Raw genomic sequence first — 25,571 nt, forward strand, 5'->3', positions numbered from 1 at the left:
CGGATGCCCGCGTTTACGCAAGCGGAACAAGCTTGCCGGGGTTCATTATCCCTAGCGGATCGAAAGCATTTTTGATGGCCCGCAATGCGGCAAGCCGCGCTGGGTCTGCTAGGCGTTCGAACTCCGCGATTTTAGCCTGTCCAATACCATGTTCGGCAGAAAGCGACCCACCATAAGCGCGCACGCGGTCGTAAACATGCGACGTAATCGCTTTGCCGTCGCCCGCATACCAAGAGGCCACGTCAACGCCATCCGGGGCCTTGACATGAAAATGGATGTTCCCGTCGCCCAAATGCCCAAAGGCAAGCGTTTTGGTACCTGGATAGGTGCTTTCGATCACAGGCGATTCATCCTCAATGAAACGGGCCATCGCCGACACGGGGACGCTGATATCATGTTGCAATGCAGGCCCGGCCGCGCGCTCGGCCTCGGCAATGGAATCGCGGATTTTCCAGAATGCTTCGGCTTGCACTTCGTTACGCGCAATGGTTGCGTTGCCGAGCAGATTTTCATGCATGGCCTTTTCCAACAAATGTGTCGCCAGTTCGCCGGGGTACAACTGCCCTGGATCATCCTGCACAAATTCCATCAGCACGTGCCAGCGATGCTCAGTATCCAGCGGCCGCCGCGTTCCGGCGATATGGGTTGTCACCGCATTTAGGGCGCGCTGCGGCAGAATTTCAAACCCTTCCAAGCGTTCCCGGCCGTGCCGTTGCATGAACAACAGCAAGTCATATGCTTGGGCAGGGCTGTCAATACCGGCCCACGCGACGCAGCGATCTATCAGGGCCGGGACCGTGTGTAAGACGGCCTTGGTGACGATACCAATCGTTCCCTCTGCGCCAATCAGCAGTTGTTTTAGATCATAGCCGCGATTGTCTTTTTTCAACGGTGCCATCGCGTCATAGATGGATCCATCGGGTAAGACTGCCTCAAGGCCGGCGACGAGCATCCGCATCGTGCCGTGGCGGAGCACTTGCGTTCCGCCAGCGTTGGTCGAAATCAAACCACCAACGGTGGCAGAACCTTTTCCGCCCAGGGTAAGCGGAAAGCGTCTTCCAACCGCTGCTGCGGCTTCGTGTAGATTCTGCAAAATGACCCCCGCATCACAGCATATCAGCCCAGCATTAGCGTCAATCACGCTGATATTGTTCATCCGCCGCAGTGACAAGATTACCTGCTGACCGCTCTTATCGGGCGTTGCGCCAGCGACCATCCCGCTATTACCGCCTTGTGGAACCAGAGAAATCCGGTGCTTGGCCGCCAGTTTCACCACGGCGGCAACTTCGTCCGTGTTAGCTGGTGAAAGCAGGGCGGGCGCGGCTCCTGTAAATCGACCGCGCCAATCGGTCAGCCAAGGTGCAATCACGTCGGTTTCGTCCGAATAGCCCTTCGGTCCCAATATGGCACGAAATTCCGATAAAATCTTTACATCTGGCACAGTGTTTTCCATTGTCCTCAACGGTCCTGGCTTGCAATTCATGATATGTTCAACCTTATCGGGTAAAGCGATCCGAACTTCAACTTCATACCGGAATGTTTCTTGCGCGCACTATTGGTAATCATCCTTTTTGCGGTTGTATGGACTAATTTGTCGCCTGCGGCATCGGCGCATTTTAAGGGCGCTGCGATTGATCGTTCGTTCACGCCATTGCTGGGGTTACAGACCGACTTTCGTCAGGTACGTTTCGACCAACGTGTCATTGTTAGATTTCCTGCCCCGGGTTCAATTCCAGCAACTATGGGTACGCAGCGTCAGTCCGTTGGTAATATCAGGTATAAGGAAAAAAAGATCGGCAAATGCTTGTTAGTCAACAGGCTCGGTGGTTCGCGCCCCGGCCCTGACCGCAGTCTGGATTTGGTGACGCGGGACGGCATTCTCATTCGCGCGTATCTGGGGGACGGCTGCCTCGCACGCGAATTCTACGCGGGGGCCTATATGGAGCGGTCGTATGACGGCAAGTTATGCGTCAATCGCGATCTTTTGCATGCACGCACTGGTGCCAAATGTGATATCGACAAATTCAGGTTGCTGATCCCGCGCTAGCACCAGCGCCATCGGGCATGTATCTTGACATTTCGTGCGGCAGCGACCAATGCCCACGCTCGTCTCCATGAACTTGTCTTTGGTGGCGCTGTGCCATCTTTTTTCCGGAACACCATATGCGTTTTGCCGATATCGGCCTGTCTGACGAGTTGTTAAGAGCCTTGAGCGAGGCTGGCTATGATGCGCCGACACCAATTCAGGCGGCAGCTATTCCGCAAGTCCAGATGATGCGCGACATTATCGCCATCGCCCAAACAGGTACAGGCAAGACAGCAAGCTTCGTTCTTCCAATGATTGACGTGCTCGCGAATGGCCGCGCGCGCGCGCGGATGCCGCGTAGCCTCATATTGGAACCAACACGCGAACTGGCCGCGCAAGTAGCAGAGAATTTTGAAAAATACGGCAAATATCATAAGCTGTCCATGGCGCTTCTGATTGGCGGCGTGCAAATGGGGGATCAGGTCAAGGCGCTTGAAAAGGGCGTTGACGTGCTGATCGCTACCCCCGGCCGGTTGATGGACTTGTTTGAGCGCGGCAAGATTTTGCTGACTGGCTGTGAAATGCTCGTCATCGATGAGGCGGACCGTATGCTCGACATGGGCTTCATTCCCGACATTGAACATATCTGCACAAAATTGCCAACAACGCGCCAGACATTGTTGTTTTCGGCAACGATGCCGCCACCTATTAAAAAGCTGGCGGACAAGTTTTTGTCTAATCCTAAATATATTGAAGTTGCCCGTCCCGCGACCGCCAACGTCAACATCGAACAGTTTTTGGTTAACGTAACCCAGATGAAAAAGCGCGACGTGTTGCGCGACCTTCTGCGCACCGAAACAGTGTCGAACGCGATCATCTTCTGCAACCGCAAGACAACGGTGCGCGAATTGAACACCAGCCTTCAACGTCATGGCTTTCGTTCCGGCGAAATTCACGGCGACATCGACCAAGCGTCGCGCCAAAAGCAACTGGAAGCGTTTAAGAATGGTGACATTGACCTGCTGGTGGCATCCGATGTCGCTGCACGCGGGCTTGATGTAAAGGGCGTTAGCCATGTGTTCAACTTCGATGCGCCATGGCATCCAGATGACTATGTCCACCGCATTGGCCGCACAGGACGCGCCGGTGCCAAGGGTAAAGCGTTCACTTTTGTCACGAAGGCCGACCAAGAAGCTATTGAAAGCATCGAGAAGCTGATCGGTAATAAGATCGAGCGGCTTGGTAAGATTGAAGCGCCAGTGGTAGACGAAGAGCGTGCGCCTGCAAAGCGGGGAAGCCGAACATCTTCGGCTAAGGCCAAGGAAGCGCAGTCTGACACGCCTAAGGCAGCGGCCGAAGCGCCAGAGCCAGTGCGTGAGAAAGCTGTGGCCAAACCAGCACGTGAAAAGCAAGCGTCTAAAGCTGAAACGGTTAAGCCAGATCAGTCGAACGGGGCAGCAGGTGATGATGGCTGGAATGGGCCGAGGCCGGGTTTCTTGAGCGTGGGTTTTGGCAGTTAAGCTGCCCTGCATACGGCGGGATTAGGCGCAATTTTTCAATATGATATTTCTATCGTCATCCTGAACTTGTTTCAGGATAAAGCATCAACCTAGCCTGTTATCCTGAAACAAGTTCAGGATGACGATAAATTCCAAGAACAGTTACTTTGTCTTCAATCCATAAAGAAAGGGCTCGCATCGCTGCGAGCCCTTTTTCATTTAAGTTAGCGAAGTTCCTAGAACTTACCGCGCACTGTGATGCCATAAGTCCGGGGTTCTGCAAGGAATTGGGACATCAGCTGGCGGCCACCTGGATATTGTGGATCTACAAATGGTGCTGAAGTTGCACCCGCCTGGAATGGCGAGTTGAAGGCAACCTGGGCATAATCCTGATTGAAGATGTTCTGGCCCCAAAGCTCAATGCCCCAGGATTCATCAGGACCGCGCAGACCAATACGTGCGTTGAATACGGCGAAACCGTCTTGCTCCTTCTGCGGGAACAGGTCGGAACCGGTGTTGTAATCGCTGGTCATACGACCGTCGATGTACACCAGACCGCTCATGCCGTTGCTGCCAATGTCCGGCGTCCATGTGACACTTGAGGTGGCAACGAATTCAGGTGCGTTCGACAAATTGTCACCTGGCAACTTACGCAGCGCGGGGTCAAGAGGTGCACCGGTTTTGCTGCCGACCAGATTGTCACGGTAGCTCGTTTTTGCATATGTCAGACCTGCAGCCATGCGGAAGTTACGTGCGGGCACCAAGGATGCTTCAAGCTCGACGCCTTGTGCGCGAACACCGTAGCCGACATCGCTTGCCGCACAGGCACCCGTTGTTGCCGCTGCTGCATTGAAGTTGGTTCCGGCTGCGGACAAGTTTTGGTCACGGTCGGCACCACCCAAATCCGTGCCGCAACCGTTGATCGATTGAACAAGGAACACGGTGCCGTTGAATGTATTCAGCTGGAAATTGCTGAAGTCCGAACGGAAGGCAGAAACACTCAGGCCAAATGGACCGTTGGAGAATTTCGCACCTAGTTCATAGCTGTCCACCAGTTCGGGGTCGAATTGGAGCCTGCCCGTCAACGCCTGCGCGCCACCGGATGCTGCAAATGTGCCAATTGGTGACTTAAGCGCAGAACGGTCGAGGTTGAAACCACCAGCCTTATAGCCACGTGCAAAACTGCCGTAGACCAGCAGATCGTCAGTTGCTTTCCAGGAGAGGATTGCGGTGCCGGTGAATTCATCTTCGCTGCGCTTGTCGCTAATCGAGACGCCGTTCAGTTCCGCTGTCGAGTTGCCTTGGCAAGCCAGACCAATCAATGAGCCCGCAAGCGCACGTGCCGTTGCGGTTGTGAGCGGGTTGCCCAAATCGTCGGTCACAAGGCCTTGGACTGCTGTACACGCTGTGTTGTCATTGCCGAAGGTCGCGTTGAACTTTTTCTTGTCGCTGGTGTAGCGAAGGCCAAGTGTCAGATCGAGCGCATCGGTAATGTGCAGGATGCTGTGCGTGAATGCCGCGAAGTTCGTGCCGTTCTGGAAATAACGGTCGTTGGTGGTGCCCAGATTGTTGAGGTTATCAAGCCGCGTAAACGCCGCCAATATATCCGGAGCGGATATACCCGATGCACCACCGATAGTTGCGGTACCGACGCCAGGGATCACACATGATGGGCTGGTAGGCGAATAAAGCCCAGCCAAACCGCCACCCGAAATGATGCGGCATGTTGCAAAGCGACCATATTGGTTACCGAAGCGGAGATTGTCGCGCACAGTCAGTTTTTCGTTGGCGAAGAACCCGCCGACCAACCAGTCAAGCTTGCCGTCAAATGCCTCACCCTGCAGACGTAGTTCCTGCGTAAAAGTGTGGAACTGACGATAGGCGTCGTCACCTGGCGCACGGTACAGAATGTCGACTTCACCATAATCGGTGTCGGACGCCTGACCGGAACGATACTGGCGGTAAGCCGTAATCGATGTCAAAGTTGCACCGCCAAAGTCATAATCGACTTGGCCGGAGAAACCATAATCTTTGGTTTCACCGGAGAAGACGCGGTTCGGGCTAACCGACACATTACGGCCGAAGCCTTGGTTGAACGCGGCCAATGGCTGACCCAAGTCGCGCAATACATTGATGATGTTGTTGGATGTTGCTGTTGAAGCTACGCCTGTCGTGCTTGGATTGTTCAGGTCGCCAATAAATTGATTAACGGTCCGGTCGACATAGGTTGCCGCGCAACATTCTTCTGTGCGGAAGGTGTAGTCACCAATCAAACGAACAGACAACGCGTCTGTTGGTTCGAACAGCAACTGGCCACGCAGAAAATAACGGTCACGATTGTTGATGTCGTGGCCATTTTGGTCATCACGGTAGAAACCGTCACGCTTGACGTATACGCCGTCAATACGGAACGCCAATTGCTCCGAAATCGGGCCAGTAAAGCTTGTCGCGGCGCGCATGAAGTCATAATTGCCGTACGTCAGCTCGCCGCTGCCACCAAAGGTGAAGCTTGGCTTTTTCGAATAAATGCTGATCAGACCAGCCGACGAGTTACGTCCACCCAGCGTGCCCTGGGGACCACGCTGCACTTCGACGCGGTCGATCTCGCCAAGCTCGTTCAGGCCAATGCCCGAACGTGAACGGTAAACGCCGTCGATGAATACCGGAACCGAGCTTTCAAGACCGGGGTTATCGCCTACGGTGCCAATGCCGCGAATACGGGCCGAGCCATTGGCTTCTGATCCGGTTGAGGACACGAGCAAAGATGGCGCAACTTGGTTCAGCTGACGAATGTCGTTGGCGCCACTGTTTTGCAGCGTTTCCGCGTTAACAGCAGAAATTGCGACAGGGACGTCGGAGAGCACTTGGCTACGGCCTTGCGCCGTAACAACGATTTCAGCGTCGGATGTGTCTTCGGCTTGAGACGCTTCTTGCGCGAATGCCAGACTGGGCATGACAAGTGCGAGGCAGGCGGCCGACAAGTTCAAGGCAAGGTTAAAAGGATTGTCACGTCGTAACATCTGTTCTCTCCTAATGGACACATTGTTTAACAAAGTAGCGAAAGGGCATTTGAATGTCATTGCTCTAAACCACTATGCGCTTTGAAAATTTGCCGGTGCGTCAATATTGCAACAATATCAGCATTGATGCCTCGAGCCGCGACATTTCACCGTGAAAATCATTCACGATTTCACGTCATGATGCTGCGCAGCATTTTGCGTTAGAGCTTAACTAACATTTTGCCAGTGTTTTCGCCGCTGAACAGTCCGATGAAAGCTTCAGGTGTTTTTTCCAGCCCATTCTTCACGGTTTCGCGGCCCTTGACCGCCCCAGATTGAATGAGGGCAGCCATGTCGGCGTTGAACTCTGGCACCTGCGCGTAAAAATCAGGGTACAGAAAGCCTTTGATCATGACCCTTTTGCCAATGATCATTGGCAGATACTGCATCGGTTGCGCCTTAAAGTCATTATAGACGTCAATCATGCCGCAGATGGCAAAGCGCGCCCATTCGCTGGACGTCGCAAGTGCGGCGTCAAAATGTTCACCGCCGACATTGTCAAAATACACATCAATACCAGCTTCGCCGATATCCTTCAGTGCGGCCATCAATTGCGGCAGCACCTTGCCGGATTTATAATCAATCACAGCATCGGCACCGAGCTCCTTCACCCAAGCGCATTTGTCAGCGCCGCCAGCCGAGCCTATCACTTTCATGCCCTTGGCCTTAGCGATTTGCGTGACGGTAGAGCCCACCGCGCCCGCCGCAGCCGACACGAAGATCACTTCACCCGCCTTAGCCTCGGCAACCTTTAACAAGCCGAACCATGCGGTGCCGCCGGGCATTCCGATGATGCTGAGCCAATGCTGGTCGGGTACGCCAAGGTCAGGCAGTTTCGCCGGCGGCATTCCTGCAGGAGGCGTTTTGCCGCCGCCAAAGACGACAGAGTCCCGCCAGCCGGCCATGTGCAGCACCCTCGCCCCAACGGGGAACTCTGCATTATTGCTTTCAGTGACGGTGCCAACTGCGCCGCCAGTCATGGGTTCGCCCAACATGAACGGATCTGCATAGCTTTTTGCATCATTCATGCGTCCGCGCATATAGGGATCGACCGAAAGCCATCCATTGGTCACGCGAAACTCGTCCGCGCCAAGGGGGGCGTCTGGATGTTCAACAATGGCAAAATTGCTGCTGTTCGGAAGCCCAACCGGGCGGCTAGCCAATGTCCATGCGCGCATTATCGTGTCTCTCCATTTGGTTTTTCGTTTGCAGCATTTGCTGCAGCATTTTTGTAAACGGGCCGTCCCGCGACCCATGTTTCTTGAACAACTGCATTACGCAATTCACGAGGGCTTGCAAGCAAAGGGTCGATATCAATCAAGATGAAGTCGGCATAATGCCCAGGCGTCAGTGAACCAAACTTACCTTCTGCAAAAGCAGCATATGCCGCGCCTGTCGTAAAACCGGCAAGCGCCTGTTCGCGCGTAACGCGTTCTTCGGGGCGCCAGCCGCCAAAGGGTTGGCCTTCGGCATCTTCGCGCGTCATCGCGGCGGCAAGGCCAGCAAAGGGATCAGCCGATTCCACCGGCACGTCGGAACCAAAGGCGAGTGTACCCCCGGCGCGTGCAATTGACTGCCATGCATAGGCACCGTTCAGCCGTTCTGGCCCAAGCCGTGCCTGAGCCATCAAACGATCTGATGTCTGGTGTACGGGCTGCATTGAAGAAATAATTCCTTGCTTGCCAAGCTTTTGGAGATCCGCTGGATCAACAATCTGGACATGCTCAATCCGCCAGCGTTGATCTCCCTTATAGGTTTCGGATAATTCTTCGATGGCACTGATGACTTCCGCATTGGCGGCGTCGCCGATGGCGTGAACGGCCGTTTGGAAGCCGTCCATAGATGCGCGCACCAGAAGGTTTCGGATTTCCGCGCTCGCCAAAAATTGAAGACCCGTTTGCCCAGCGGCATCGGCATAAGGTTTTTTCAACCAAGCCCCGCGGCTGCCTAACGCTCCATCGAGATAGAGCTTTACCCCACCAAGCCGGAGCTTGTCATTATACAACCAAGGGGTTGGCCGCGGACCCGCAATTGCTATCATGTTATCAATACCGCCCGCATAAGCGAAAATCCGTAATGTTAACCAGCCAGCATCCCCCGCTCGGCGATAGCTTTGCCAGTCCTCCATAGATGTGCCCATGTCGGCAATGGCGGTGATACCTAAGCTGTGCAGCTTTTTCTGCGCCTCACCCAAGGCAATATCGCGCTCCAGCGGCTTGGGTATTGGCACAAATTTGCCAACCAACTCCGCCGCGGCGTCAACAAATATGCCGCTTGGTTTTCCGCTGATAAGCTCAATACGTCCGCCTGGTGGTGATTTTGACGCGACATTTACGCCAGCGATTTCCATCGCGCGGCTGTTAGCCCAACCGGCATGGCCATCGACGCGCTCGAGCCAAACCGGACGGTCGCTGACAGCCGCGTTAAGGTCTTGTGCCGTCGGAAAGCGGCCAAGGCCCCATTTTTCTTGGTTCCAGCCACGCCCGATAATCCAGCGCCGTTCAGGATATTTCGAAGCATAAGCCTTTATCGCGGCCTGCGCTTCGGCAAGGCTATTCGTGGCCGAAAGGTCAAGCGTTAGTAATTGGAAACCAAGGCCCATGACATGACCATGCGCGTCAATTAGGCCCGGTAACAATGTCGCACCGCGTCCGTCCAAACGGAAATCGAGCTGCTTGGGCAGCTTATCTTTTTTGGTGAGGAGCTCCGTTACCTTACCATCTCTGCCCACTAGCATGGCGTTAAACCGGATGACCTTGCCATCATTGTCGAGCGTAATGCCGTTGACATTTTCCACAAGCCCGTCGGCGAAAGCTGGCGAAGCAGCAGAACTCGCGAACAGGGCGATCGCGCATAACTTCAAGAATAGCCATTTCTTGTCTGACAAGAACGGGGCCTTGAACGAGGACGGGACTTGTAGACAGAACGCCAGTGATAATGGGGCTTTTTTCATCCTTTAGGCAATCTTTTCACAATCGCACTGGTATCCAGACGGCCGCCGCCCATATGCTGCACATCGGCGTAAAACTGGTCGATGATCGCGGTGATGGGCAGAGTTGCACCAACCGCGCGCGCTTCTTCGAATGCTAATCCAAGGTCTTTACGCATCCAATCGACGGCAAAGCCAAAATCGAACTTATCCTCCGCCATACTGGCCCAGCGATTATCCATTTGCCAACTTTGCGCCGCGCCGCCGGAAATGGCTTCATATACCTTTGCAACGTCGAGTTCAGCGGACTGCGCAAACCGCAAAGCCTCTGATAAAGACTGGATGATACCAGCAAAGGCGATTTGATTGCACATCTTGGTGATCTGCCCCGTACCGGGACCGCCGACATGTACAATACGTTTGGAATAAGCCGTAATAATGGGAGAGGCTGCCGCGACAGAGGCTTCTGTCCCGCCGCACATGATGGACAAGGTTCCGTTCTCGGCACCCGCCTGCCCACCGGTCACAGGCGCATCAACGATCAATAAACCCCGCGATTTCGCCTCGACACCGAGCTGTCGCGCAATGCGCGCGGAGACCGTTGTGTGATCGATGTACAGGCTGCCCTTAGTCATCGCCGAGAACGCTCCGTCGCGGCCAACCGTAACACCGGACAAGTCATCATCTGTGCCGACGCAGCTAATCACGACCTCCGCATCTTTAGCCGCATCTGCTGGCGAGGTGGCAAGCGTACCACCATAAGCTTCGATCCATTTTTCGGCCTTAGCGCGCGAACGATTATACACGGTCAATTCATGCCCGGCCTGTTTGAGATGCCGTGCCATCGGGCTGCCCATGACGCCCAATCCGATAAAAGCTATTTTGGTCATCCTTTGGTCTTAATGGCTGTTTTCAGTTAACGCCAGATGCGTTAGGGCCATTTTATATGTCTGACCTATTGACCCTGGACCATGTCCGCGCCGCCCACGACCGTATTCGCGATTCCATCGTGGCTACGCCGACCCTGCACAGCCAGACTTTGTCGAAGTTGACCGGCGCAAATATTTACCTAAAATTTGAAAATTTGCAGTTTACCGCAGCCTATAAGGAACGCGGTGCTCTAAACGCGATCCTGCTTCTTTCCGAGGAGCAGCGCAGCAAGGGCGTGATCGCGGCGTCCGCCGGCAACCATGCGCAGGGGCTGAGCTATCATGGTACGCGCCTTGGTATTCCGGTGACCATCGTAATGCCCGTGCCAACGCCAACGGTTAAGGTCATGCAGACCGAAAGCGTTGGCGGCAAAGTTGTGCTGTTTGGCGAAACTTTTGATGATGCCTACAAACATGCACGGCAACTGGAAGCTGAGCAAGGTTTGACCTTTGTGCACCCATTCGATGACCCGATTGTCGCCGCAGGGCAGGGTACTGTCGCGCTTGAAATGCTTGAGAGCATCCCGTCCCTTGATATGCTTGTTGTGCCTATTGGCGGCGGCGGCTTGCTATCTGGTATGGGGACGGCGGCGCGCGCGTTGAAGCCCGATATTGGGCTCATTGGGGTTCAAGCGGAGCTTTACCCATCAATGTATGCTTTGCTGAACAATCTGCAAATGCCTTGCGAAGGGGACACTTTGGCGGAGGGCATCGCGGTCAAAATACCGGGCACATTCACCAGCGAAGTTATCCGCAAGCTTGTGGACGAAATTGTCTTGGTGAATGAGGCGGAATTGGAAACCGCGGTCAGCCTGCTGCTACAGATTGAAAAGACAGTTGTTGAAGGTGCAGGTGCGGCGGGTCTTGCTGCGGTGATGGCCCATCCGGAGAAATTTGCAGGCAAGAATGTTGGCGTCGTCCTGTGCGGCGGCAATATCGATACACGGTTGCTGGCGAACGTCCTTTTGCGAGACCTTGCGCGGTCGGGTCGCTTGGCGCGCTTGCGTTTAACTCTTCAGGACCGTCCCGGCGCGCTTTACAAGGTGATGCGCTTGTTCAACGAACATAATGTCAACATCATCGAAATTTACCATCAACGGATTTTTACGACCTTGCCAGCTAAGGGATTGATCACCGATATTGAATGCGAAGCGCGGGATGCCAATCAATTACAAGGACTAGTTGATGGTTTGAATGTTGCTGGCTACAAAGTCGAACGGGTAGAGCTTAACAAGTAAAAAGGTATGCCAAGCCAGACGGCAAATGCGCCTTTCAGCATAGGTTGAGCTGTGCATAAAAGGCAGGTAATGTGTTAAAGACCATCGCGACCCAGCGGAGAGAATATGAGTGCACCAGTCCGTTTCCCGCGATTTTTTGTGACTAGCCCTGGCCCTTGTCCTTATTTACCGGGCAAAACCGAGCGGAAAGTTTTTACAGAGCTCAACGGTAGCCATGCCGATGCATTGAACGAAGCGCTTGGTCGCATTGGTTTTCGTCGCAGTCAGAATGTCGCATACCGGCCAAGTTGCCTGGACTGTAAGGCATGTGTATCGGTGCGCGTGCGAACGGACGAGTTCCGGCCGAATGCCACACAGCGCCGGATTTTGCGGCGCAACGCCGATTTGGTTGTGAGCGCCTGCCGCCCTTGGTCAACGACCGAGCAATATGATCTTTTGAGCCGCTACCTTTCCTCACGCCATCCCGACGGCGGCATGGCGAATATGGATGATATGGATTATGCGGATATGGTCGAACAATCGCCCGTGCGCAGCCAAGTGATTGAATATCGAGCCCCGCCGCGTTTCGGCCGGATTGGTGAATTGGTCGGCGCGTGCCTGACTGATCAGCAAAGCGACGGCATGTCGATGATCTATAGCTTTTACGATACCAAGATTGCAGGCCGATCCGGTCTCGGCAACTTTATCATCATGGACCACATCATGCGCGCAAAGGCCGCAGGGCTTCCTTACGTCTATTTGGGCTATTGGGTGAATGGTGCGGCACGGATGCATTATAAGACTCGCTACAAACCGCTGGAGCGCCTTGGGCCTGACGGGTGGGAATGTTTCGATCCCGATGCTGAGGCGGTTTAGAATTACTCCTTAGGCCATTCAAATTCTGTCAGCGATAATCTCGGCGAGAATCTCAACGCCCTTTGCGTCTTCCGCATCAAAGCGGTTGAGTGTTGGGCTATCAAGGTCAATCACCGCGATAACCTTGCCATTGCGCTGCACAGGCACAACCAGTTCGGATGCGCTAATGGCATCGCAGGCAATATGGCCGGGGAAAGCGTGTACATCTGCCACCAATTGCGTCTCGCCGGATTGCGCCGCGGTGCCACAAACACCTGTGCCAAGGGGGATCCGAATGCACGCTACCTTCCCCTGAAAGGGGCCCAAGACAAGTTCACCATCGACCACGCGGTAGAAGCCCGTCCAGTTCACATCCGGCAGATATTCCCAAAGCAAGGCCGCGATGTTCGCCATATTAGCGACAGCATCGGGCTCATCGCCGGTCAGAGCATCGGCAGCGCGCACCAGTTCGGCATATAGTTCGGCTTTGGGTGCTGAGGCATTAATTTCAAATGTGTACATCGTCTTGCCTTATCAATCGAAACTGACCTTGCCACGGTTTTTCTTGATCGTGGAACGACCCTTTTTGGTATCAACTCGCCGCGCCTTGGCCGCCTTGCTTGGCTTGGTGGCGACGCGGCGGGGTTGGCGGACATGTGCGCGGTCGATGAGTTCGATGACCCGCGCGCGCGCATCCTGCCGATTGGCTTCGCGCGTGCGGTGGCTACGCGCGGTGACGATCAGTTCACCCGAAATCGTCATCTTGCTCCCCGCCAGAATCTTCAACTGGCGAAAGGCATAAGGCTGCAGACCTAATGCATAAACATCGACACGCAATTGGCAGGCGGTCGCAACCTTATTGACATTCTGCCCACCCGGCCCGGTTGAAGCCAAGAAGGTTTCTTCGAGATATTCTTCGGGAAGGTCAAAGGCCATAATGACGGTTGTAACAGCCAACTCCACATTTTGCCAATGTCACAACCGCTCGGCTAACGCTGAGGTGGATTACCGCGAGTCCACCAGAACGATTTCGGCGTCCTCAATTGCGGTTATGGTTATGGTGCCTTCGCCGATGGCCACACCGTCGCGGGCATGTGCATGCTGTCCGTCAATTTCAACCGCGCCGCTTGCTGGCACCATATAGGCATGCCGATTGGCGCCAACGGCATATTTCAGACTGTCACCGGCTTTGATCGTGGCCCCAAGCACGCGGGCGTCCGTGCGGATGGGTAAGGCATCATTATCTTCATCAAAGCCGCTGGCAAGGATTTTCCATGTGCCCGAACGGTCATTTTTGGGGAATGGCTTTGCACCCCAACTTGGTTCGCCGCCGGTACGATTTGGCATGATCCAGATTTGGAACAAGGTGGTGGTTTCATTTTCCAGATTGTATTCCGCATGGCGAATGCCACTGCCTGCGCTCATAACTTGAACATCGCCTGCCGCGGTGCGGCCTTCATTACCAAGACTGTCCTTGTGCGTGATGGCGCCCGTGCGGACATAAGTAATAATTTCCATGTTGGCATGTGGATGAGGTGGAAAGCCAGACTGCGGCGCGATCATGTCATCATTCCAGACGCGGATCGCACCCCAGCTCATCCGCGCTGCGTCGTGATAGTTGCCGAATGAAAAATGGTGATGTGCGTCAAGCCAGCCATGGTTCGCCGCGCCCAGCGTTTCAAAAGGACGAATTTCAAATTTGGTTTTTGCGTCGGTCATGTCACGCACTCCATCGGCAGGGTGTTTTCCATGTGCCCAAGATAGTGCAGGATATTGGTATTTAAATGGAAACATTAGAAACATATTGTTTCCAAAATCAATCTGCCTGATTTTGGGGCTTTGGGCATTCTTGCTTATGTGGTGGAGCACAAAAGCTTTACCAATGTAGTTTGTGGCGTTGCATCTGGTTATAGCTCTTCCGGCACCATTCGGCTTCATAGGGGAACTGCGCTTATAGAATATATGGTCGCGCAACTCGGACGCTGAGGTTGTTTACATCCATAAGTTTCCGCCTTTGCAAATCTGTGCTTTCGATTCCGAAGGCAATTCCCACAAATGTTACACAGCAAATAATAAAATTTACATTTTTCTAGAAGCTGTAGCTTCGGAAAAATAGTTATTTTCTGTGAACAAAAATATCACAATCCTTAAAAATCATAATATTAACGTCAAATTCATCTTTCAGATTGGTTCCTGTTATGGTTAATGAGGTTCGAAGCACGGCTGGATGAATTCGCGCGGATCCGAGGGTTTGAACAGGGGGTTCCCTATGCGTGTTCTTTTGATTGAAGATGAACCTACCACGGCGAAGGCCATTGAACTCATGCTCGCCGCGGAAGGGTTCACTGTCTACAAGACTGCCTCTGGGGAGGAGGGTGTCGATCTCGGCATGCTCTATGATTATGACGTCATATTACTCGATTTGAACTTACCCGACCTGCACGGTTATGATGTTTTGAAACAACTGCGCGTAGGCAAAGTGCAAACGCCTGTGCTTGTTCTGTCAGGCATTAGTGAGATGGAAACTAAGGTTCGCTCCTTTGGTTTTGGGGCCGATGATTATGTCACTAAGCCATTTGACCGCGCTGAACTGATTGCGCGCATCCATGCGGTTGTGCGCCGATCAAAAGGTCATTCGCAGTCGGTCATCCGCACTGGTAAATTGTCAGTGAACCTCGACAGCAAAACTGTTGAAGTCGATGGCAGCCGCGTGCACCTTACGGGCAAGGAATATGCGATGCTTGAGCTTTTGAGCCTGCGTAAAGGCACTACGCTGACTAAGGAAATGTTCTTGAACCATCTCTATGGCGGCAGGGACGAGCCCGAATGGAAAATTATCGACGTCTTCATCTGTAAACTTCGCAAGAAATTGGCTCTGGCCAGTGGAGGCGAAAATTATATCGAAACGGTGTGGGGCCGTGGCTATGTGCTCCGCGATTCCGGCGAGGTAGAGCACTCGTCGCCGAAAGCGGCTTGATCTAGACTTCTTGGCTATGTGTGGCTTAACGCCGTGGCGGCAGACCTGCGAAAGTGATCATGCTTTCCGCGCCTTTCGCACTTAATGCACTGACGCCCACAAAATGATCATCAACGATTAAGCTCTCCAGCACTGTTTCGGTGCCCTGCAGTTCGCGGACAAAGCTCCAATCCTGTGCATCGGCGCGGCGTTGATATACGCGATAGGCTTGCGCGCCCGGGCTTGCGTCCCATTTGACAGTGGTGTTGGAGGTAACTGCGCCGCCCAATATCGCCGATGCAGGCGCTGGCGGCGCATCGGCCAAGGCCGTTGCCGTCAGGACATTCAACATGGTCACCTTGGTCAAATAATCGAAGTCCATCTTGTCGACGGTGTCGCCATATTCAATGCCATTTTCGGTGCGCACATCCTGATGCTGGTGATGGTAATTTTCGACGCCCACGGTGTAACGGATGGCCGGAAAACCAAGCTCTAGCGCTGGCAAATGGTCCCCGCCGCGTGCAAAGCGATCAGGACGGCGAACGCCAAAGACATCCAGTGCCACGTCCGGATAGGCTTTGGCGGCAAGCGTATCGGCATAACGCATGAGCGAACGGCTTGGGCCGTCATCTTCGCCGCCGCTGTTGCGGCGCGCCATTTGCCCCGCCAGATCTTCTGATGCGCGAATGCCTTCGCTGAAGACCCGTACGACATTATCAACCTTGCGCCCGTCCGTGCCAAGCGTGCCGCCGACAATATCATTGTTCAACATGGCGCTGACTTTCCAGCCACGTTCCTTAGCGGTTTCGGCGAGCAGCCGTCCACCCATCAGGCCCTGTTCTTCGCCTGATAGCAAAGCAAAGACAATCGTCGCCTCATTCTGTGGCTGCTGAGACATGATACGCGCAGCCTCAATCACCAATGCGCTGCCCGAACCATCGTCGTTTGCGCCGGGTGCATCTTGGGTAAAGTCCATCACATCGGAAACGCGGCTATCGATATGGCCGGCGATAATGATGACATGGTCCCAGCCCATTTTGCCGGGTTTGATTGCGAGCACGTTGACAATATTTACGCCATTTGGAATGCGCGGGCCCGACATGTTGCGTTCAAGATATTCGGTCTGCAGGCAGCCATTGCACGCCTTGGCGATTTTCGCGAATTCACTGTGCGCCCATTTGCGGGCCGCGCCGATGCCGCGTTTCGGATCCGTTGCCGATGACAATGTATGGCGCGTGCCAAAGCTGACGAGTTTTTCAACGTCAGCCTTCAGTCGTTCTGGCTTCGCCTCTTTTGGGGGGCTGGCATATGCGGCCATGGGGGACGCGAAGCCGATAGCGATAAAGCCTGCCAATGCGCATAGTTTTTTCATCATCGTTCCTGTCCTATCCCGTCCGGCGCAAGAGGGCGTTTTCAGCCTTCAACAGCGAAAATCAATCCGGCATTTTTCTGCAACCTGTCGACGAGATGTTCGCCTAAGGCAGCACCCGGCGTGGTGACGCCGCCCGGACCATCCTGTTCGCACAACGCAATTGCGGTTTCGCTGATCATCTTGCTGGTCGAACCATAGCCGGGGTCGCGGTCGCCCTTGACGCTGAAACGCGCTGTGCGGCCATCGGGATATTCTGCAACGAACAGCACGTCATAAAAGCCGGTTTCGCGTTCTTCTTTGGTAGGGCCTTCGCCGGGCTTGGGGTCATCCGCGCCGCCCATCATGGGGGTGGAGGCAACATGCTTGGCAATGGCTTCGCCTTGTTCCCCGGGGCCCGTCAGCATCATTTCGTCATAAACAAAATCGGCACCATAAGCCTGCCCGAGCAAATGGTTGGTGCGGTGGACATTCTTGGTATTGATCGGGGCCATGACGAAATTGGTCGCCCAGCTGCCGAGGCTTTCGTCATATTCGGGCTTATTCCCCGCAGGCTGCGGCGGGCCAGCAAAATCGGCGGACAGGCTGAATGGATTGGTCAAATAGCCGATGACCGCAGGGTCCTTGCCTGCGGCGGCCATGGTCGCTTTTAAGCTGGCTGCGGTACCGCCGGAAAAAGTGCCTTTCATTGCGCGCACGCGGCCCTTCACCCGCGGCGCAGGCGCGCCAAATGTCGCCATGCAATGCTTTTGCAGCATCATTACGCCAAGGTCGAAGGGGATGGAGTCAAAGCCAGCGGAAAACACGATCCGCGCGCCGGACGCCTTGGCGGCCGCGTCATGCTGGTCGATTTTCTGGCGCATCCATGCCGGCTCGCCGCATAAATCGGTGTAATCGGTTCCATTGGCAACGCAGGCGGTGACAAGTTCATTGCCATAAAGCTGATAGGGACCAACGGTTGTCAAAACGACCTTCGTGCGCTTGACCATCGCATCAAGCGTAGCCGGCTCAGACGCATCGGCAACAATCAATGGCGTGTCTGCGGCGGCACCAATAAGATCTCGCACTTCTTCCAACTTGGCGATCGAACGCCCCGCCATCGCCCATTTTAGGCCTGTTTTGTCCTTGAGATATTCGGCAACCAAACGACCAGTATAGCCCGTCGCGCCATAGACAATGATATCGAATTCGCGTGGGGTGCTTGGCATGAAGTTTCCTCTCTTTGGGGTGACGGCATATTAGGGACAGGATTCTGCCCCTTTAGTTTACAAACATATATGCATGCGCCGCCTTTTTTGTAAACTTAGGAAGCGCGCGGGTGTGCTTTGGTATCGCGGCGCGGTGGTGGGACGCGCATCACTTTCATCAAATGCTTAACATCGGGGTCAGTTTGAAATTCAAACGCGCCGCCCAAATGCATCTTAATCGTGGTGACACCGTAAATGGCGCGTTCCAGGGCATAGTCAAACATCATGTCCCGCCCGAACCTCAACGCCCGGTCCCATTCATCGGCAAAGCTTTCCGCGCCCACACGTTTTTTGAGGTTATAGGCCGAAATCCGTGACATCCCCACCGCCTGCGCCGCAGAATCAACCGTGCCCAGCGCCGCCAGCGCAACCAAAAAACCGCCGCTGCCGCTCCGGCGTCTAAGCATCCAAGTCTTCAAACCCCAATCACAATTTCGGCAAAGTCACTCCACGCTGGCCCATATATTTGCCTGCACGGTCGGCGTAGCTGGTTTCGCAGGGCTGCTCGCCTTTTAGGAATAGGAACTGGCATGCGCCTTCATTGGCGTAGATTTTGGCTGGCAGAGGCGTGGTGTTGCTGAACTCGAGCGTCACATGGCCTTCCCAGCCGGGTTCCAGTGGCGTGACATTCACGATGATGCCGCAGCGGGCATAAGTGCTTTTGCCAAGGCAGATGACAAGCACATCGCGCGGCACGCGGAAATATTCGACGGTGCGGGCCAAGGCAAAGCTGTTGGGCGGAATGATGCAGACATCGGTCTTGCGATCCACGAAGCTTTTCGGGTCAAATTCCTTGGGGTCGACGATGGAGCTATCAACATTGGTGAAAATCTTGAACTCGTCGGCCACGCGCGCGTCATAGCCATAAGAAGAGAGGCCATAGCTGATGCAGCCGTCACGGCGCTGCGCCTCGACAAAGGGTTCAATCATGCCCGTCGCTTGCGCTTTTTCGCGGATCCAGATGTCAGACAATATGGACATAATCACTCCCTGTTAACCGTTCCGCTTTTGCCATACTGCGAGGCGCGTGCAAGTGTTCGGCACGAAAAAATTGTGCGTATCTTGGCGGCGCGATGGCAGACCTATTTTAAGTTGGCTGGACCAAAGCCGTGCGGCAGTAATTCGGACAAACGAAATGTCGCATAGCCCGTCGCATGGGCGCAATGCACCGGAATGTCGGTGTCGGTGAGGTCTGCCACTTCCTTTATAATCTGACGGCAACGACCGCAGGGCGTAATGGGGTCAGCGCCAGCGCCAACATGTCCGGCCAAGCCGCCAGCGACCGCAATTTCGCGGATCGCGTGCAATTGGCCGTCACTATTGGCTTTAGAAATGGCCACGGTTTCGGCGCATAATGTCATGCCATAGCTGGCATTTTCAAAGTTGCTGCCGGTCACAATCTCATTATTGTCGAGCAACAACGCCGCGCCGACATGAAAGTTGGAATAGGGCGCATAAGCGGTCTTGGCCGCGTCGATTGCGGCTTGGACCAGACGCGTGGTGGCCGGGCTCATTTGCGTACCACGACCCAGCGTACCGCGCCGTCGATGCCGCTCACGCGGCGTTGGCTATTTGCGGTCCACATCACCCAAGGGCGCGCCGAATAATCGGGGGAAATACCGTTGCCCTCAAGCCAGATGTTGCGGTCAATCGACTTGCTCACTTGATATTCCTCTTCAAAGTCCGGCGTTAGTAACAGGATTGCGGGGCTCCCGCTATGCGCCTCAATCTGATTGAGGAAAGTTGCCAATTCCGCCAAAATCAAGGCCCGGTTCGGGCGGCTTTTGCAGCCTTCGGTAAAATCCATTTGCACCGCCGGTGGCAGCGCGCGGTCGTTGCGGGGCACGCTGGTGATGAACATCGTCGCCTGCTCGGACGCCGAACGGCACAAGTCATAATGATGCAGCGCGCCAAAGCGAATGCCCGCCTCCTGCACCGCCGCCAGATTGGCCTGAAACTGGGGATCGCGGCCGCGCGCACCTTCGACGGCGGTAATATAAGCGAAATCGACGCCCGTTGCGGCCAATTCGGACCATCTGGGTTGACCGTTGCTTTCGTTCGCGACGATGCCCTGTACGGGATAGCTATCGCGCGATGGGGCCCATCCGGTGGCATAGTTCCACCCTGCATAGCCCAAAAGAGCTAAACCCAATAGGATCACGCCCCAGCGGATCAATTTGCGCTTTCTCCTTAGCATGCAACCCCATTTAAACTCTTTGATTCGAAACCATTATTAGGCGCTTCGGCCTTGCGAAGTCGAGAGGCTATGGTGCGCCGGGGGCTATACCTTGATGTGTAACACGCAGATTAGCGTAAATAGTCGGCGGGCGGTAGCAAAATCCACTTCCACTTTACCGTCAAGCCGCTCCATCAACAACTCCGCCGCCTCATTATGTACCCCGCGCCGTGCCATATCGATGGTCTCAATTTCGGCAGCGCTGGCCTTGCGAATGGCTTGGTAATAGCTGTCGCAAATGGCGAAATAATCCTTGACCGTGCGCCGAAACCGTCCAAGCCCCAGCACCAAAATTTCATGCGGCGTCCCATCTTCACGGCGGATATCGAGAATGAGGCGGCCCTCTGCGACGCTGATGCTCAAATGATATGGCCCCGCATAGCCGTCGCCCATGTCGCGCAGCGGTTTGAAGAAATTATCCTCAATCAGATCGAAAATGGCGACGCGGCGTTCTTGTTCGATATCGGCATTGCGCCGCAAGATCGTTGCTTCGTCTAATTCAACTTTGATGATGCGCGGGTCCGCCATGACGCTGTGTTAGCTTCAGATATTTTTGGAGCAAGGGGTTAACGAGATACAGGCAAATAGGTTATGCAAATTATTGTCCACAGCCATATCCCCGCACTTCTTTTTTGGGCCTCTTGCGCAGTGGGACATGGTAAAGGATAGGGAGCCATGGCCGAATTGATCAGACTTGCCGCAGCACATGAAGCGGAACCGCAACGCTTACCGCGCAATATTGAGGCGGAGGCCGCATTTTTGGGCGCTATCCTTATCGATAACCGTGTGATCGAAGACATATTGATCAATTTGCAGCCCGATCATTTTTTTGAACCGCTGCATGGACGGATTTTTGAACACATCCAGCGACTTATGGAAAAAAACATGCTGGTCACGCCAGTCACGCTGAAGCCGTTTTTCGAAGCGGATGAGGCGATGCGTGAACTGGGCGGGCCGGGCTATTTGATCAAACTTACCGCGGACGGCGCCGGTTTGATTGGCGCGCGCGATTTTGCCCAACAAATATACGATTTGGCTCTGCTACGTGAGCTTGTGACGGTGGGCCGGACCTTGGTCGATAATGCCCTAGACACCAGTGAAAGCGTGGATCCAAAGGGGCAGATTGAAGCGGCGGAAAGCGCATTATACAAAGTCGCAGAAGGTGAAGGCGAAACCGGCTCCATGAAGAGCTTTCTCGCCGCATCGACTGAGGCCATCAAAAATGTCGAAAAGGCGCTACAATCTGGCGGCCATTTGTCGGGTGTCACCACCGGACTTGATAGCATAAACGCCAAATGCGGCGGCTTACACAATTCCGACCTTGTGATTTTGGCCGGACGTCCAGGCATGGGTAAGACATCGCTGGCCACCAATATCGCATTTAACGCAGCACGGCGCTGGATTCGCGAACGTGAAGACGGGATAGAAGAATCCAAGGGCGCTGGCGCAAAGGTTGCCTTTTTCAGCCTCGAAATGTCTGCCGACCAGTTGGCGACACGCATATTGGCGGAACAATCAGGGATCAGTTCCGAACTGCTGCGTATGGGTAAAATTTCGCGTGAGGATTTCCGCGAACTGTCGCGCGCGAGCCGTGAGTTACAGGAATTACCCTTATATATCGACGATACACCTGCGCTCACCATTGCGGCACTGCGCACGCGTGCGCGGCGGTTGCAGCGGCGGCACGGGATTGGCTTGATCGTCGTTGACTATTTGCAGCTCTTGCAAGGCTCAAGCCGCGCCAGCGATAACCGCGTCAACGAAATTTCGGAGATCAGCCGGGGCCTGAAAACGCTGGCGAAAGAATTGAGCATTCCTGTTGTAGCGCTGTCGCAACTTAGCCGTGCGGTTGAGCAACGCGAAGATAAGCGGCCGCAATTATCTGACTTACGTGAATCTGGCTCGATTGAGCAGGACGCGGATATGGTCTGGTTCGTGTATCGTGAGGATTATTACGAAGCAGCGAAACAGCCTGACCCCGCAAACGAAGCCGCGCATGACGCGTGGAAAGAAAAAATGGAGCGGATATTCGGGGTTGCGGAATTGATCGTCGCCAAGCAACGTCATGGTTCAACCGGACGCGTGCGGATGAAATTCGAAGCGAAAATTACGCGCTTTAGCGATTTGGCCGAGGATCAATATGCCGATGCCGGATATGATTGAGGCTGGCTTAGAACGACGGTTCATTTGAAAAAAACCGCGTCACCCTGAACTTGTTAAAGTGTCCATCGTGCCAAACTACCGGCGGTTGCAGATGATGAATAGACCTTGAAACAAGTTCAGGGTGACGAAGTGGGGTTATCTAATCCCGCAACTGCGCGCTCAGGATGTAATTCAGCGCCATATTGTCGCTTAAATGCAGGCCCGACATCGGTGAAAAGGCGATGCCTTGCATGTCCATCACCGCCAGCCCAGCATCCGCAAGCAAGGCGGTCAATTCTTCCGGCGTTAGGAACTTGTCCCAATCATGCGTGCCGCGGGGGACTTGGCCCAGCCGTTCGGCTGCCTCCACCAGAAACAAACGCGACGCTGCTGTGCGGTTGGGCGTCGAAAGCAGCAACAGCCCGTCGGGCCTTAGGTGACGGACTAATTCGGCAATAAAGGCCGCTGGTTCCATAACATGTTCAATGACCTCCATGCAGGTCACGACATCGCATTGACCAAGGCCCTGTGCACCGATTTCGCCTGCGCGATAGTCAATGGTAAGTCCAGACACCGCCGCATGCGTCTTTGCCGCCGCGATATTTTCAGGTGCAGCATCAACGCCGGTAACGTCCGCGCCAAGCCGCGCGAGCGGTTCGCACAGCAAACCCGCACCGCACCCGACATCCAGCGCGGTTTTGCCCGCCAACGGATAGCGCGATTTGGCGTCGCTACCAAAATGGGTATCAATTGCAGACCGGATGAAGCGCAATCGCACAGGGTTCAGTCTATGCAGCATCGCAGAGCTACCCTTTGGGTCCCACCATTCGGCGGCGAGAGCGCCAAAATGTGCCGCTTCCGCAGCGTTAATTGTCTTAGGCAAGCTTGCGTTTGTCATATCCTGTCCCTATCAGGACCCGCGATTGTAATATAGCAATTATTAAAGGTTTTCATGGCGCGCATAGTAATGAAATTTGGCGGCACGTCGATGGCCGGCACCGAACGCATCCGCCGCGTTGCCCAATTGGTCAAACGTCAGGCCGAACGTGGTGACGAAGTGGCCGTGGTCGTTTCCGCAATGGCGGGCGACACGGACCGCCTTGTTAATTTCTGTCGCGAAGCCAATGCGCTTTATGATCCAGCCGAATATGATGTGGTTGTGGCCGCGGGGGAGCAGATTACCGCTGGCTTGCTGGCTATCACGCTGCAAGCACTAGGTTGCGAAGCACGCAGTTGGTTGGGATGGCAAATGCCGATCCATACGGATGATGCACATGCCAAGGCGCGGATCGGGTCTATTGATACCGACGATTTGCTGGCGTCGATGAAGGCGGGCAATATCGCCGTCATTCCGGGGTTTCAGGGACTGACCGATGACAACCGCATCACCACTTTGGGCCGTGGTGGGTCAGATACATCGGCGGTTGCCGTCGCTGCGGCGGTAAAAGCCGACCGCTGTGATATCTACACCGACGTCGATGGCGTCTACACGACCGACCCGCGTATCGTAGCCCGCGCGCGCAAGCTAAAGGCCGTCACTTACGAAGAAATGCTCGAGCTGGCCTCCGTTGGCTCAAAAGTATTGCAAACCCGCTCGGTCGGCCTTGCGATGAAGGAAGGCGTGCGGGTTCAAGTGCTGTCCTCTTTCGTTGACGACAGTGCCCCTGACGCCGACAGCATCCCCGGCACGATGATCGTGACCGACGCAGAATTGGAGAATAGCCAAGTGGAACGCCAACTGATCACCGGCATCGCGCATGACAAGAATGAAGCGAAAATAACGCTCACCCGCGTTCCCGACCGTCCGGGCGCTGTGGCCAATATTTTCACGCCCTTGGCCGATGCCAACATCAACGTCGATATGATCATTCAGAATGTGGGCCGCGATAAGGGCGAGACCGACGTAACCTTCACCTGCCCGCAAGCTGACCTTGCGCGCTGCACCGACATATTGGAAAACCGCCGCGATGCCATTGGCTATAACCGCCTGATCCCGGACACTAAGGTCGCGAAAATTTCGGTGGTCGGCGTCGGTATGAAAAGCCATGCCGGCGTTGCCTCGACGATGTTCAGCAGCCTTGCGGACCGAAAAATCAACATTCAGGCGATTTCAACATCCGAAATCAAAGTCAGCGTGTTGATTGACGAGGATGAAACCGAACTGGCTGTGCGGGTGTTGCATACGGCTTATGGGTTGGATGCGGAGTGAGGAACTTTTTCCGCCTTTGCGTGAACAAAAAATGGTTCTAACCTATGACTAAACTCCAACATCTCATGCAACGCGGCACGGACTTTTTGGGCTGCAACGTCGCGATTATGTGCGGGGCTATGTCTTGGGTGTCGGAACGCAATCTTGTGTCGGCAATTTCCAATGCGGGTGGCTTTGGCGTCATTGCCTGTGGTGCGATGACACCTGCGTTGTTGGACGCAGAAATTGCGGCGACGAAAGCGCTGACATCTAAGCCCTTTGGTGTGAACCTGATCACCATGCATCCTCAGATCATGGAACTGATTGCGATATGTGCGCGCCATCAGGTCAGCCATGTCGTGCTGGCAGGCGGACTGCCGCCCAAGGGCAGTATCGAGGCGATCAAGGAATTTGGCGCGAAGGTGGTTTGCTTTGCCCCTGCGCTCACGCTTGCAAAAAAATTCGCGCGTTCCGGCGTTGATGCGCTGGTCATTGAGGGCAGCGAGGCAGGCGGCCATATTGGGCCTGTGGCGACGTCTGTGTTGGCGCAGGAAATCTTGCCAGAACTTGGCGACCAATTACCGATTTTCGTCGCGGGCTGCATTGCCCGTGGCGGCGCAGTGGCAAGCTATCTGGAAATGGGCGCTGCAGGGGTTCAATTGGGCACGCGCTTTGTTTGCGCACATGAAAGCATCGCACACCCCAATTTCAAGGCCGCGTTCCTGCGCGCGAATGCGCGCGATGCGGTCGCCAGTGTGCAAATTGACCCCCGCTTGCCCGTCATTCCCGTTCGGGCGTTGAAGAATAAGGGTACCGAAGAGTTTACCAAGAAACAGGTCGAAATTGCGGCGATGCTTGATCGCGGCGAAATTGATATGGAAACGGCGCAGCTTGAGATCGAAAAATATTGGGCAGGGGC

24 protein-coding genes are annotated in these 25,571 nt (G+C 54.7%); 8 read left to right on the forward strand and 16 right to left on the reverse strand.

Going from position 1 to position 25,571, the window contains the following annotated elements; genetic code table 11:
* Positions 1-13 precede the first annotated feature (13 nt).
* Positions 14-1,441, reverse strand: coding sequence for an FAD-binding oxidoreductase (locus Q0O33_RS07410; RefSeq protein ID WP_295497815.1), 1,428 nt, complete (start codon positions 1,439-1,441; stop codon positions 14-16).
* 102 nt (positions 1,442-1,543) lie between these two features.
* On the opposite strand from Q0O33_RS07410, the gene Q0O33_RS07415 reads away from it, so the two are divergent.
* Both Q0O33_RS07415 and Q0O33_RS07420 read left to right on the forward strand, forming a co-directional pair.
* Positions 1,544-2,047 (forward strand): hypothetical protein, encoded by a 504-nt coding sequence (locus Q0O33_RS07415; RefSeq protein ID WP_295497817.1) that lies wholly within the window; start codon positions 1,544-1,546, stop codon positions 2,045-2,047.
* Positions 2,048-2,163: 116 nt separating this feature from the next.
* Positions 2,164-3,546, forward strand: coding sequence for a DEAD/DEAH box helicase (locus Q0O33_RS07420; RefSeq protein WP_295497819.1), 1,383 nt, complete (start codon positions 2,164-2,166; stop codon positions 3,544-3,546).
* A gap of 215 nt (positions 3,547-3,761) precedes the next feature.
* Here the strand turns inward: Q0O33_RS07420 and Q0O33_RS07425 are convergent, their stop codons facing one another.
* The 4 genes from Q0O33_RS07425 to Q0O33_RS07440 all read right to left on the reverse strand — a co-directional run bounded on the left by Q0O33_RS07425 (position 3,762) and on the right by Q0O33_RS07440 (position 10,403).
* Positions 3,762-6,545 carry a TonB-dependent receptor gene (locus Q0O33_RS07425; protein WP_295497821.1) on the reverse strand — a complete coding sequence of 928 codons (2,784 nt, stop codon included), beginning with the start codon at positions 6,543-6,545 and terminating at the stop codon, positions 3,762-3,764.
* A 200-nt stretch (positions 6,546-6,745) separates the two neighbouring features.
* Positions 6,746-7,762 (reverse strand): NADP-dependent oxidoreductase, encoded by a 1,017-nt coding sequence (locus tag Q0O33_RS07430; RefSeq protein ID WP_295497823.1) that lies wholly within the window; start codon positions 7,760-7,762, stop codon positions 6,746-6,748.
* Entirely contained in the window at positions 7,762-9,471 is a 1,710-nt protein-coding gene (locus tag Q0O33_RS07435; RefSeq protein ID WP_295497825.1) for an amidohydrolase, read from the reverse strand. The genes Q0O33_RS07430 and Q0O33_RS07435 overlap by 1 nt, the downstream gene beginning before the upstream one ends.
* Before the next feature lie 62 nt (positions 9,472-9,533).
* Positions 9,534-10,403, reverse strand: a complete 870-nt coding sequence (locus Q0O33_RS07440; protein ID WP_295497827.1) for an NAD(P)-dependent oxidoreductase — start codon at positions 10,401-10,403, stop codon at positions 9,534-9,536.
* Between the two features lie 56 nt (positions 10,404-10,459).
* On the opposite strand from Q0O33_RS07440, the gene Q0O33_RS07445 reads away from it, so the two are divergent.
* Positions 10,460-11,680 (forward strand): threonine ammonia-lyase, encoded by a 1,221-nt coding sequence (locus Q0O33_RS07445; protein WP_295497830.1) that lies wholly within the window; start codon positions 10,460-10,462, stop codon positions 11,678-11,680.
* 105 nt (positions 11,681-11,785) lie between these two features.
* Positions 11,786-12,535 (forward strand): arginyltransferase, encoded by a 750-nt coding sequence (locus Q0O33_RS07450; protein ID WP_295497832.1) that lies wholly within the window; start codon positions 11,786-11,788, stop codon positions 12,533-12,535.
* 18 nt (positions 12,536-12,553) lie between these two features.
* On the opposite strand, the gene Q0O33_RS07455 is transcribed toward Q0O33_RS07450, so the two are convergent.
* The 3 genes from Q0O33_RS07455 to Q0O33_RS07465 form a co-directional block, all read right to left on the reverse strand.
* Positions 12,554-13,036, reverse strand: a complete 483-nt coding sequence (locus tag Q0O33_RS07455; RefSeq protein ID WP_295497834.1) for a GAF domain-containing protein — start codon at positions 13,034-13,036, stop codon at positions 12,554-12,556.
* 12 nt (positions 13,037-13,048) lie between these two features.
* On the reverse strand, positions 13,049-13,450 hold the full coding sequence (arfB, locus tag Q0O33_RS07460) for an alternative ribosome rescue aminoacyl-tRNA hydrolase ArfB (protein WP_295497860.1): 402 nt from the start codon (positions 13,448-13,450) through the stop codon (positions 13,049-13,051).
* Between the two features lie 69 nt (positions 13,451-13,519).
* The gene (locus Q0O33_RS07465; RefSeq protein WP_295497836.1) at positions 13,520-14,233 is read right to left on the reverse strand and encodes a pirin family protein; all 714 of its coding nucleotides are present in this window, start codon (positions 14,231-14,233) and stop codon (positions 13,520-13,522) included.
* Between the two features lie 550 nt (positions 14,234-14,783).
* On the opposite strand from Q0O33_RS07465, the gene ctrA reads away from it, so the two are divergent.
* Positions 14,784-15,491 carry a response regulator transcription factor CtrA gene (gene ctrA / locus Q0O33_RS07470; protein ID WP_295497837.1) on the forward strand — a complete coding sequence of 236 codons (708 nt, stop codon included), beginning with the start codon at positions 14,784-14,786 and terminating at the stop codon, positions 15,489-15,491.
* A 25-nt stretch (positions 15,492-15,516) separates the two neighbouring features.
* On the opposite strand, the gene Q0O33_RS07475 is transcribed toward ctrA, so the two are convergent.
* From Q0O33_RS07475 to Q0O33_RS07505, 7 genes are all read right to left on the reverse strand, one after another.
* Complete coding sequence (locus Q0O33_RS07475; protein WP_295497862.1) at positions 15,517-16,842, reverse strand: M20/M25/M40 family metallo-hydrolase; 1,326 nt, start codon at positions 16,840-16,842, stop codon at positions 15,517-15,519.
* A gap of 41 nt (positions 16,843-16,883) precedes the next feature.
* A complete protein-coding gene (locus Q0O33_RS07480; RefSeq protein ID WP_295497839.1) occupies positions 16,884-18,047 on the reverse strand; it encodes a saccharopine dehydrogenase NADP-binding domain-containing protein in 1,164 nt (387 codons plus the stop codon).
* A gap of 95 nt (positions 18,048-18,142) precedes the next feature.
* Positions 18,143-18,493 carry a hypothetical protein gene (locus Q0O33_RS07485; protein WP_295497841.1) on the reverse strand — a complete coding sequence of 117 codons (351 nt, stop codon included), beginning with the start codon at positions 18,491-18,493 and terminating at the stop codon, positions 18,143-18,145.
* Positions 18,494-18,512: 19 nt separating this feature from the next.
* Complete coding sequence (gene dcd, locus Q0O33_RS07490) at positions 18,513-19,067, reverse strand: dCTP deaminase (RefSeq protein ID WP_295497843.1); 555 nt, start codon at positions 19,065-19,067, stop codon at positions 18,513-18,515.
* Between the two features lie 101 nt (positions 19,068-19,168).
* Positions 19,169-19,600, reverse strand: coding sequence for a cytidine deaminase (locus Q0O33_RS07495; protein WP_295497845.1), 432 nt, complete (start codon positions 19,598-19,600; stop codon positions 19,169-19,171).
* Positions 19,597-20,238 (reverse strand): GH25 family lysozyme, encoded by a 642-nt coding sequence (locus Q0O33_RS07500; RefSeq protein WP_295497847.1) that lies wholly within the window; start codon positions 20,236-20,238, stop codon positions 19,597-19,599. Before Q0O33_RS07500 ends, Q0O33_RS07495 begins: the two co-directional genes overlap by 4 nt.
* Before the next feature lie 129 nt (positions 20,239-20,367).
* On the reverse strand, positions 20,368-20,850 hold the full coding sequence (locus tag Q0O33_RS07505; RefSeq protein ID WP_295497849.1) for a UPF0262 family protein: 483 nt from the start codon (positions 20,848-20,850) through the stop codon (positions 20,368-20,370).
* A 147-nt stretch (positions 20,851-20,997) separates the two neighbouring features.
* Between Q0O33_RS07505 and Q0O33_RS07510 the strand changes: the two genes are divergently transcribed.
* Entirely contained in the window at positions 20,998-22,485 is a 1,488-nt protein-coding gene (locus tag Q0O33_RS07510; protein ID WP_295497851.1) for a replicative DNA helicase, read from the forward strand.
* A 139-nt stretch (positions 22,486-22,624) separates the two neighbouring features.
* Here the strand turns inward: Q0O33_RS07510 and ubiG are convergent, their stop codons facing one another.
* A complete protein-coding gene (gene ubiG, locus Q0O33_RS07515) occupies positions 22,625-23,362 on the reverse strand; it encodes a bifunctional 2-polyprenyl-6-hydroxyphenol methylase/3-demethylubiquinol 3-O-methyltransferase UbiG (RefSeq protein ID WP_295497853.1) in 738 nt (245 codons plus the stop codon).
* A 54-nt stretch (positions 23,363-23,416) separates the two neighbouring features.
* Between ubiG and Q0O33_RS07520 the strand changes: the two genes are divergently transcribed.
* Both Q0O33_RS07520 and Q0O33_RS07525 read left to right on the forward strand, forming a co-directional pair.
* On the forward strand, positions 23,417-24,673 hold the full coding sequence (locus Q0O33_RS07520) for an aspartate kinase (RefSeq protein WP_295497855.1): 1,257 nt from the start codon (positions 23,417-23,419) through the stop codon (positions 24,671-24,673).
* A 44-nt stretch (positions 24,674-24,717) separates the two neighbouring features.
* Positions 24,718-25,571 (forward strand): nitronate monooxygenase (locus Q0O33_RS07525; protein ID WP_295497858.1); only part of this gene is annotated, 854 nt, incomplete at its 3' end.

The sequence above is a fragment of the Sphingorhabdus sp. EL138 genome, from assembly GCF_945862485.1.
Lineage (GTDB): Bacteria > Pseudomonadota > Alphaproteobacteria > Sphingomonadales > Sphingomonadaceae > Sphingorhabdus_B.

Excerpts from the sequence above, each read along its gene's own strand:
- Q0O33_RS07425 (WP_295497821.1), bottom strand. The coding sequence starts at position 6,545 with ATGTTACGACGTGACAATCCTTTTAACCTTGCCTTGAACTTGTCGGCC.
- Q0O33_RS07480 (WP_295497839.1), bottom strand. The coding sequence starts at position 18,047 with ATGCCAAGCACCCCACGCGAATTCGATATCATTGTCTATGGCGCGACG.
- Q0O33_RS07505 (WP_295497849.1), bottom strand. The coding sequence starts at position 20,850 with ATGGCGGACCCGCGCATCATCAAAGTTGAATTAGACGAAGCAACGATC.
- Q0O33_RS07520 (WP_295497855.1), top strand. The coding sequence starts at position 23,417 with ATGGCGCGCATAGTAATGAAATTTGGCGGCACGTCGATGGCCGGCACC.
- Q0O33_RS07475 (WP_295497862.1), bottom strand. The coding sequence starts at position 16,842 with ATGAAAAAACTATGCGCATTGGCAGGCTTTATCGCTATCGGCTTCGCG.
- Q0O33_RS07445 (WP_295497830.1), top strand. The coding sequence starts at position 10,460 with ATGTCTGACCTATTGACCCTGGACCATGTCCGCGCCGCCCACGACCGT.
- Q0O33_RS07420 (WP_295497819.1), top strand. The coding sequence starts at position 2,164 with ATGCGTTTTGCCGATATCGGCCTGTCTGACGAGTTGTTAAGAGCCTTG.
- ctrA (WP_295497837.1), top strand. The coding sequence starts at position 14,784 with ATGCGTGTTCTTTTGATTGAAGATGAACCTACCACGGCGAAGGCCATT.
- Q0O33_RS07455 (WP_295497834.1), bottom strand. The coding sequence starts at position 13,036 with ATGTACACATTTGAAATTAATGCCTCAGCACCCAAAGCCGAACTATAT.
- Q0O33_RS07485 (WP_295497841.1), bottom strand. The coding sequence starts at position 18,493 with ATGCTTAGACGCCGGAGCGGCAGCGGCGGTTTTTTGGTTGCGCTGGCG.
- arfB (WP_295497860.1), bottom strand. The coding sequence starts at position 13,450 with ATGGCCTTTGACCTTCCCGAAGAATATCTCGAAGAAACCTTCTTGGCT.
- ubiG (WP_295497853.1), bottom strand. The coding sequence starts at position 23,362 with ATGACAAACGCAAGCTTGCCTAAGACAATTAACGCTGCGGAAGCGGCA.
- Q0O33_RS07510 (WP_295497851.1), top strand. The coding sequence starts at position 20,998 with ATGGCCGAATTGATCAGACTTGCCGCAGCACATGAAGCGGAACCGCAA.
- Q0O33_RS07450 (WP_295497832.1), top strand. The coding sequence starts at position 11,786 with ATGAGTGCACCAGTCCGTTTCCCGCGATTTTTTGTGACTAGCCCTGGC.
- Q0O33_RS07440 (WP_295497827.1), bottom strand. The coding sequence starts at position 10,403 with ATGACCAAAATAGCTTTTATCGGATTGGGCGTCATGGGCAGCCCGATG.
- dcd (WP_295497843.1), bottom strand. The coding sequence starts at position 19,067 with ATGTCCATATTGTCTGACATCTGGATCCGCGAAAAAGCGCAAGCGACG.
- Q0O33_RS07430 (WP_295497823.1), bottom strand. The coding sequence starts at position 7,762 with ATGCGCGCATGGACATTGGCTAGCCGCCCGGTTGGGCTTCCGAACAGC.
- Q0O33_RS07495 (WP_295497845.1), bottom strand. The coding sequence starts at position 19,600 with ATGAGCCCGGCCACCACGCGTCTGGTCCAAGCCGCAATCGACGCGGCC.
- Q0O33_RS07465 (WP_295497836.1), bottom strand. The coding sequence starts at position 14,233 with ATGACCGACGCAAAAACCAAATTTGAAATTCGTCCTTTTGAAACGCTG.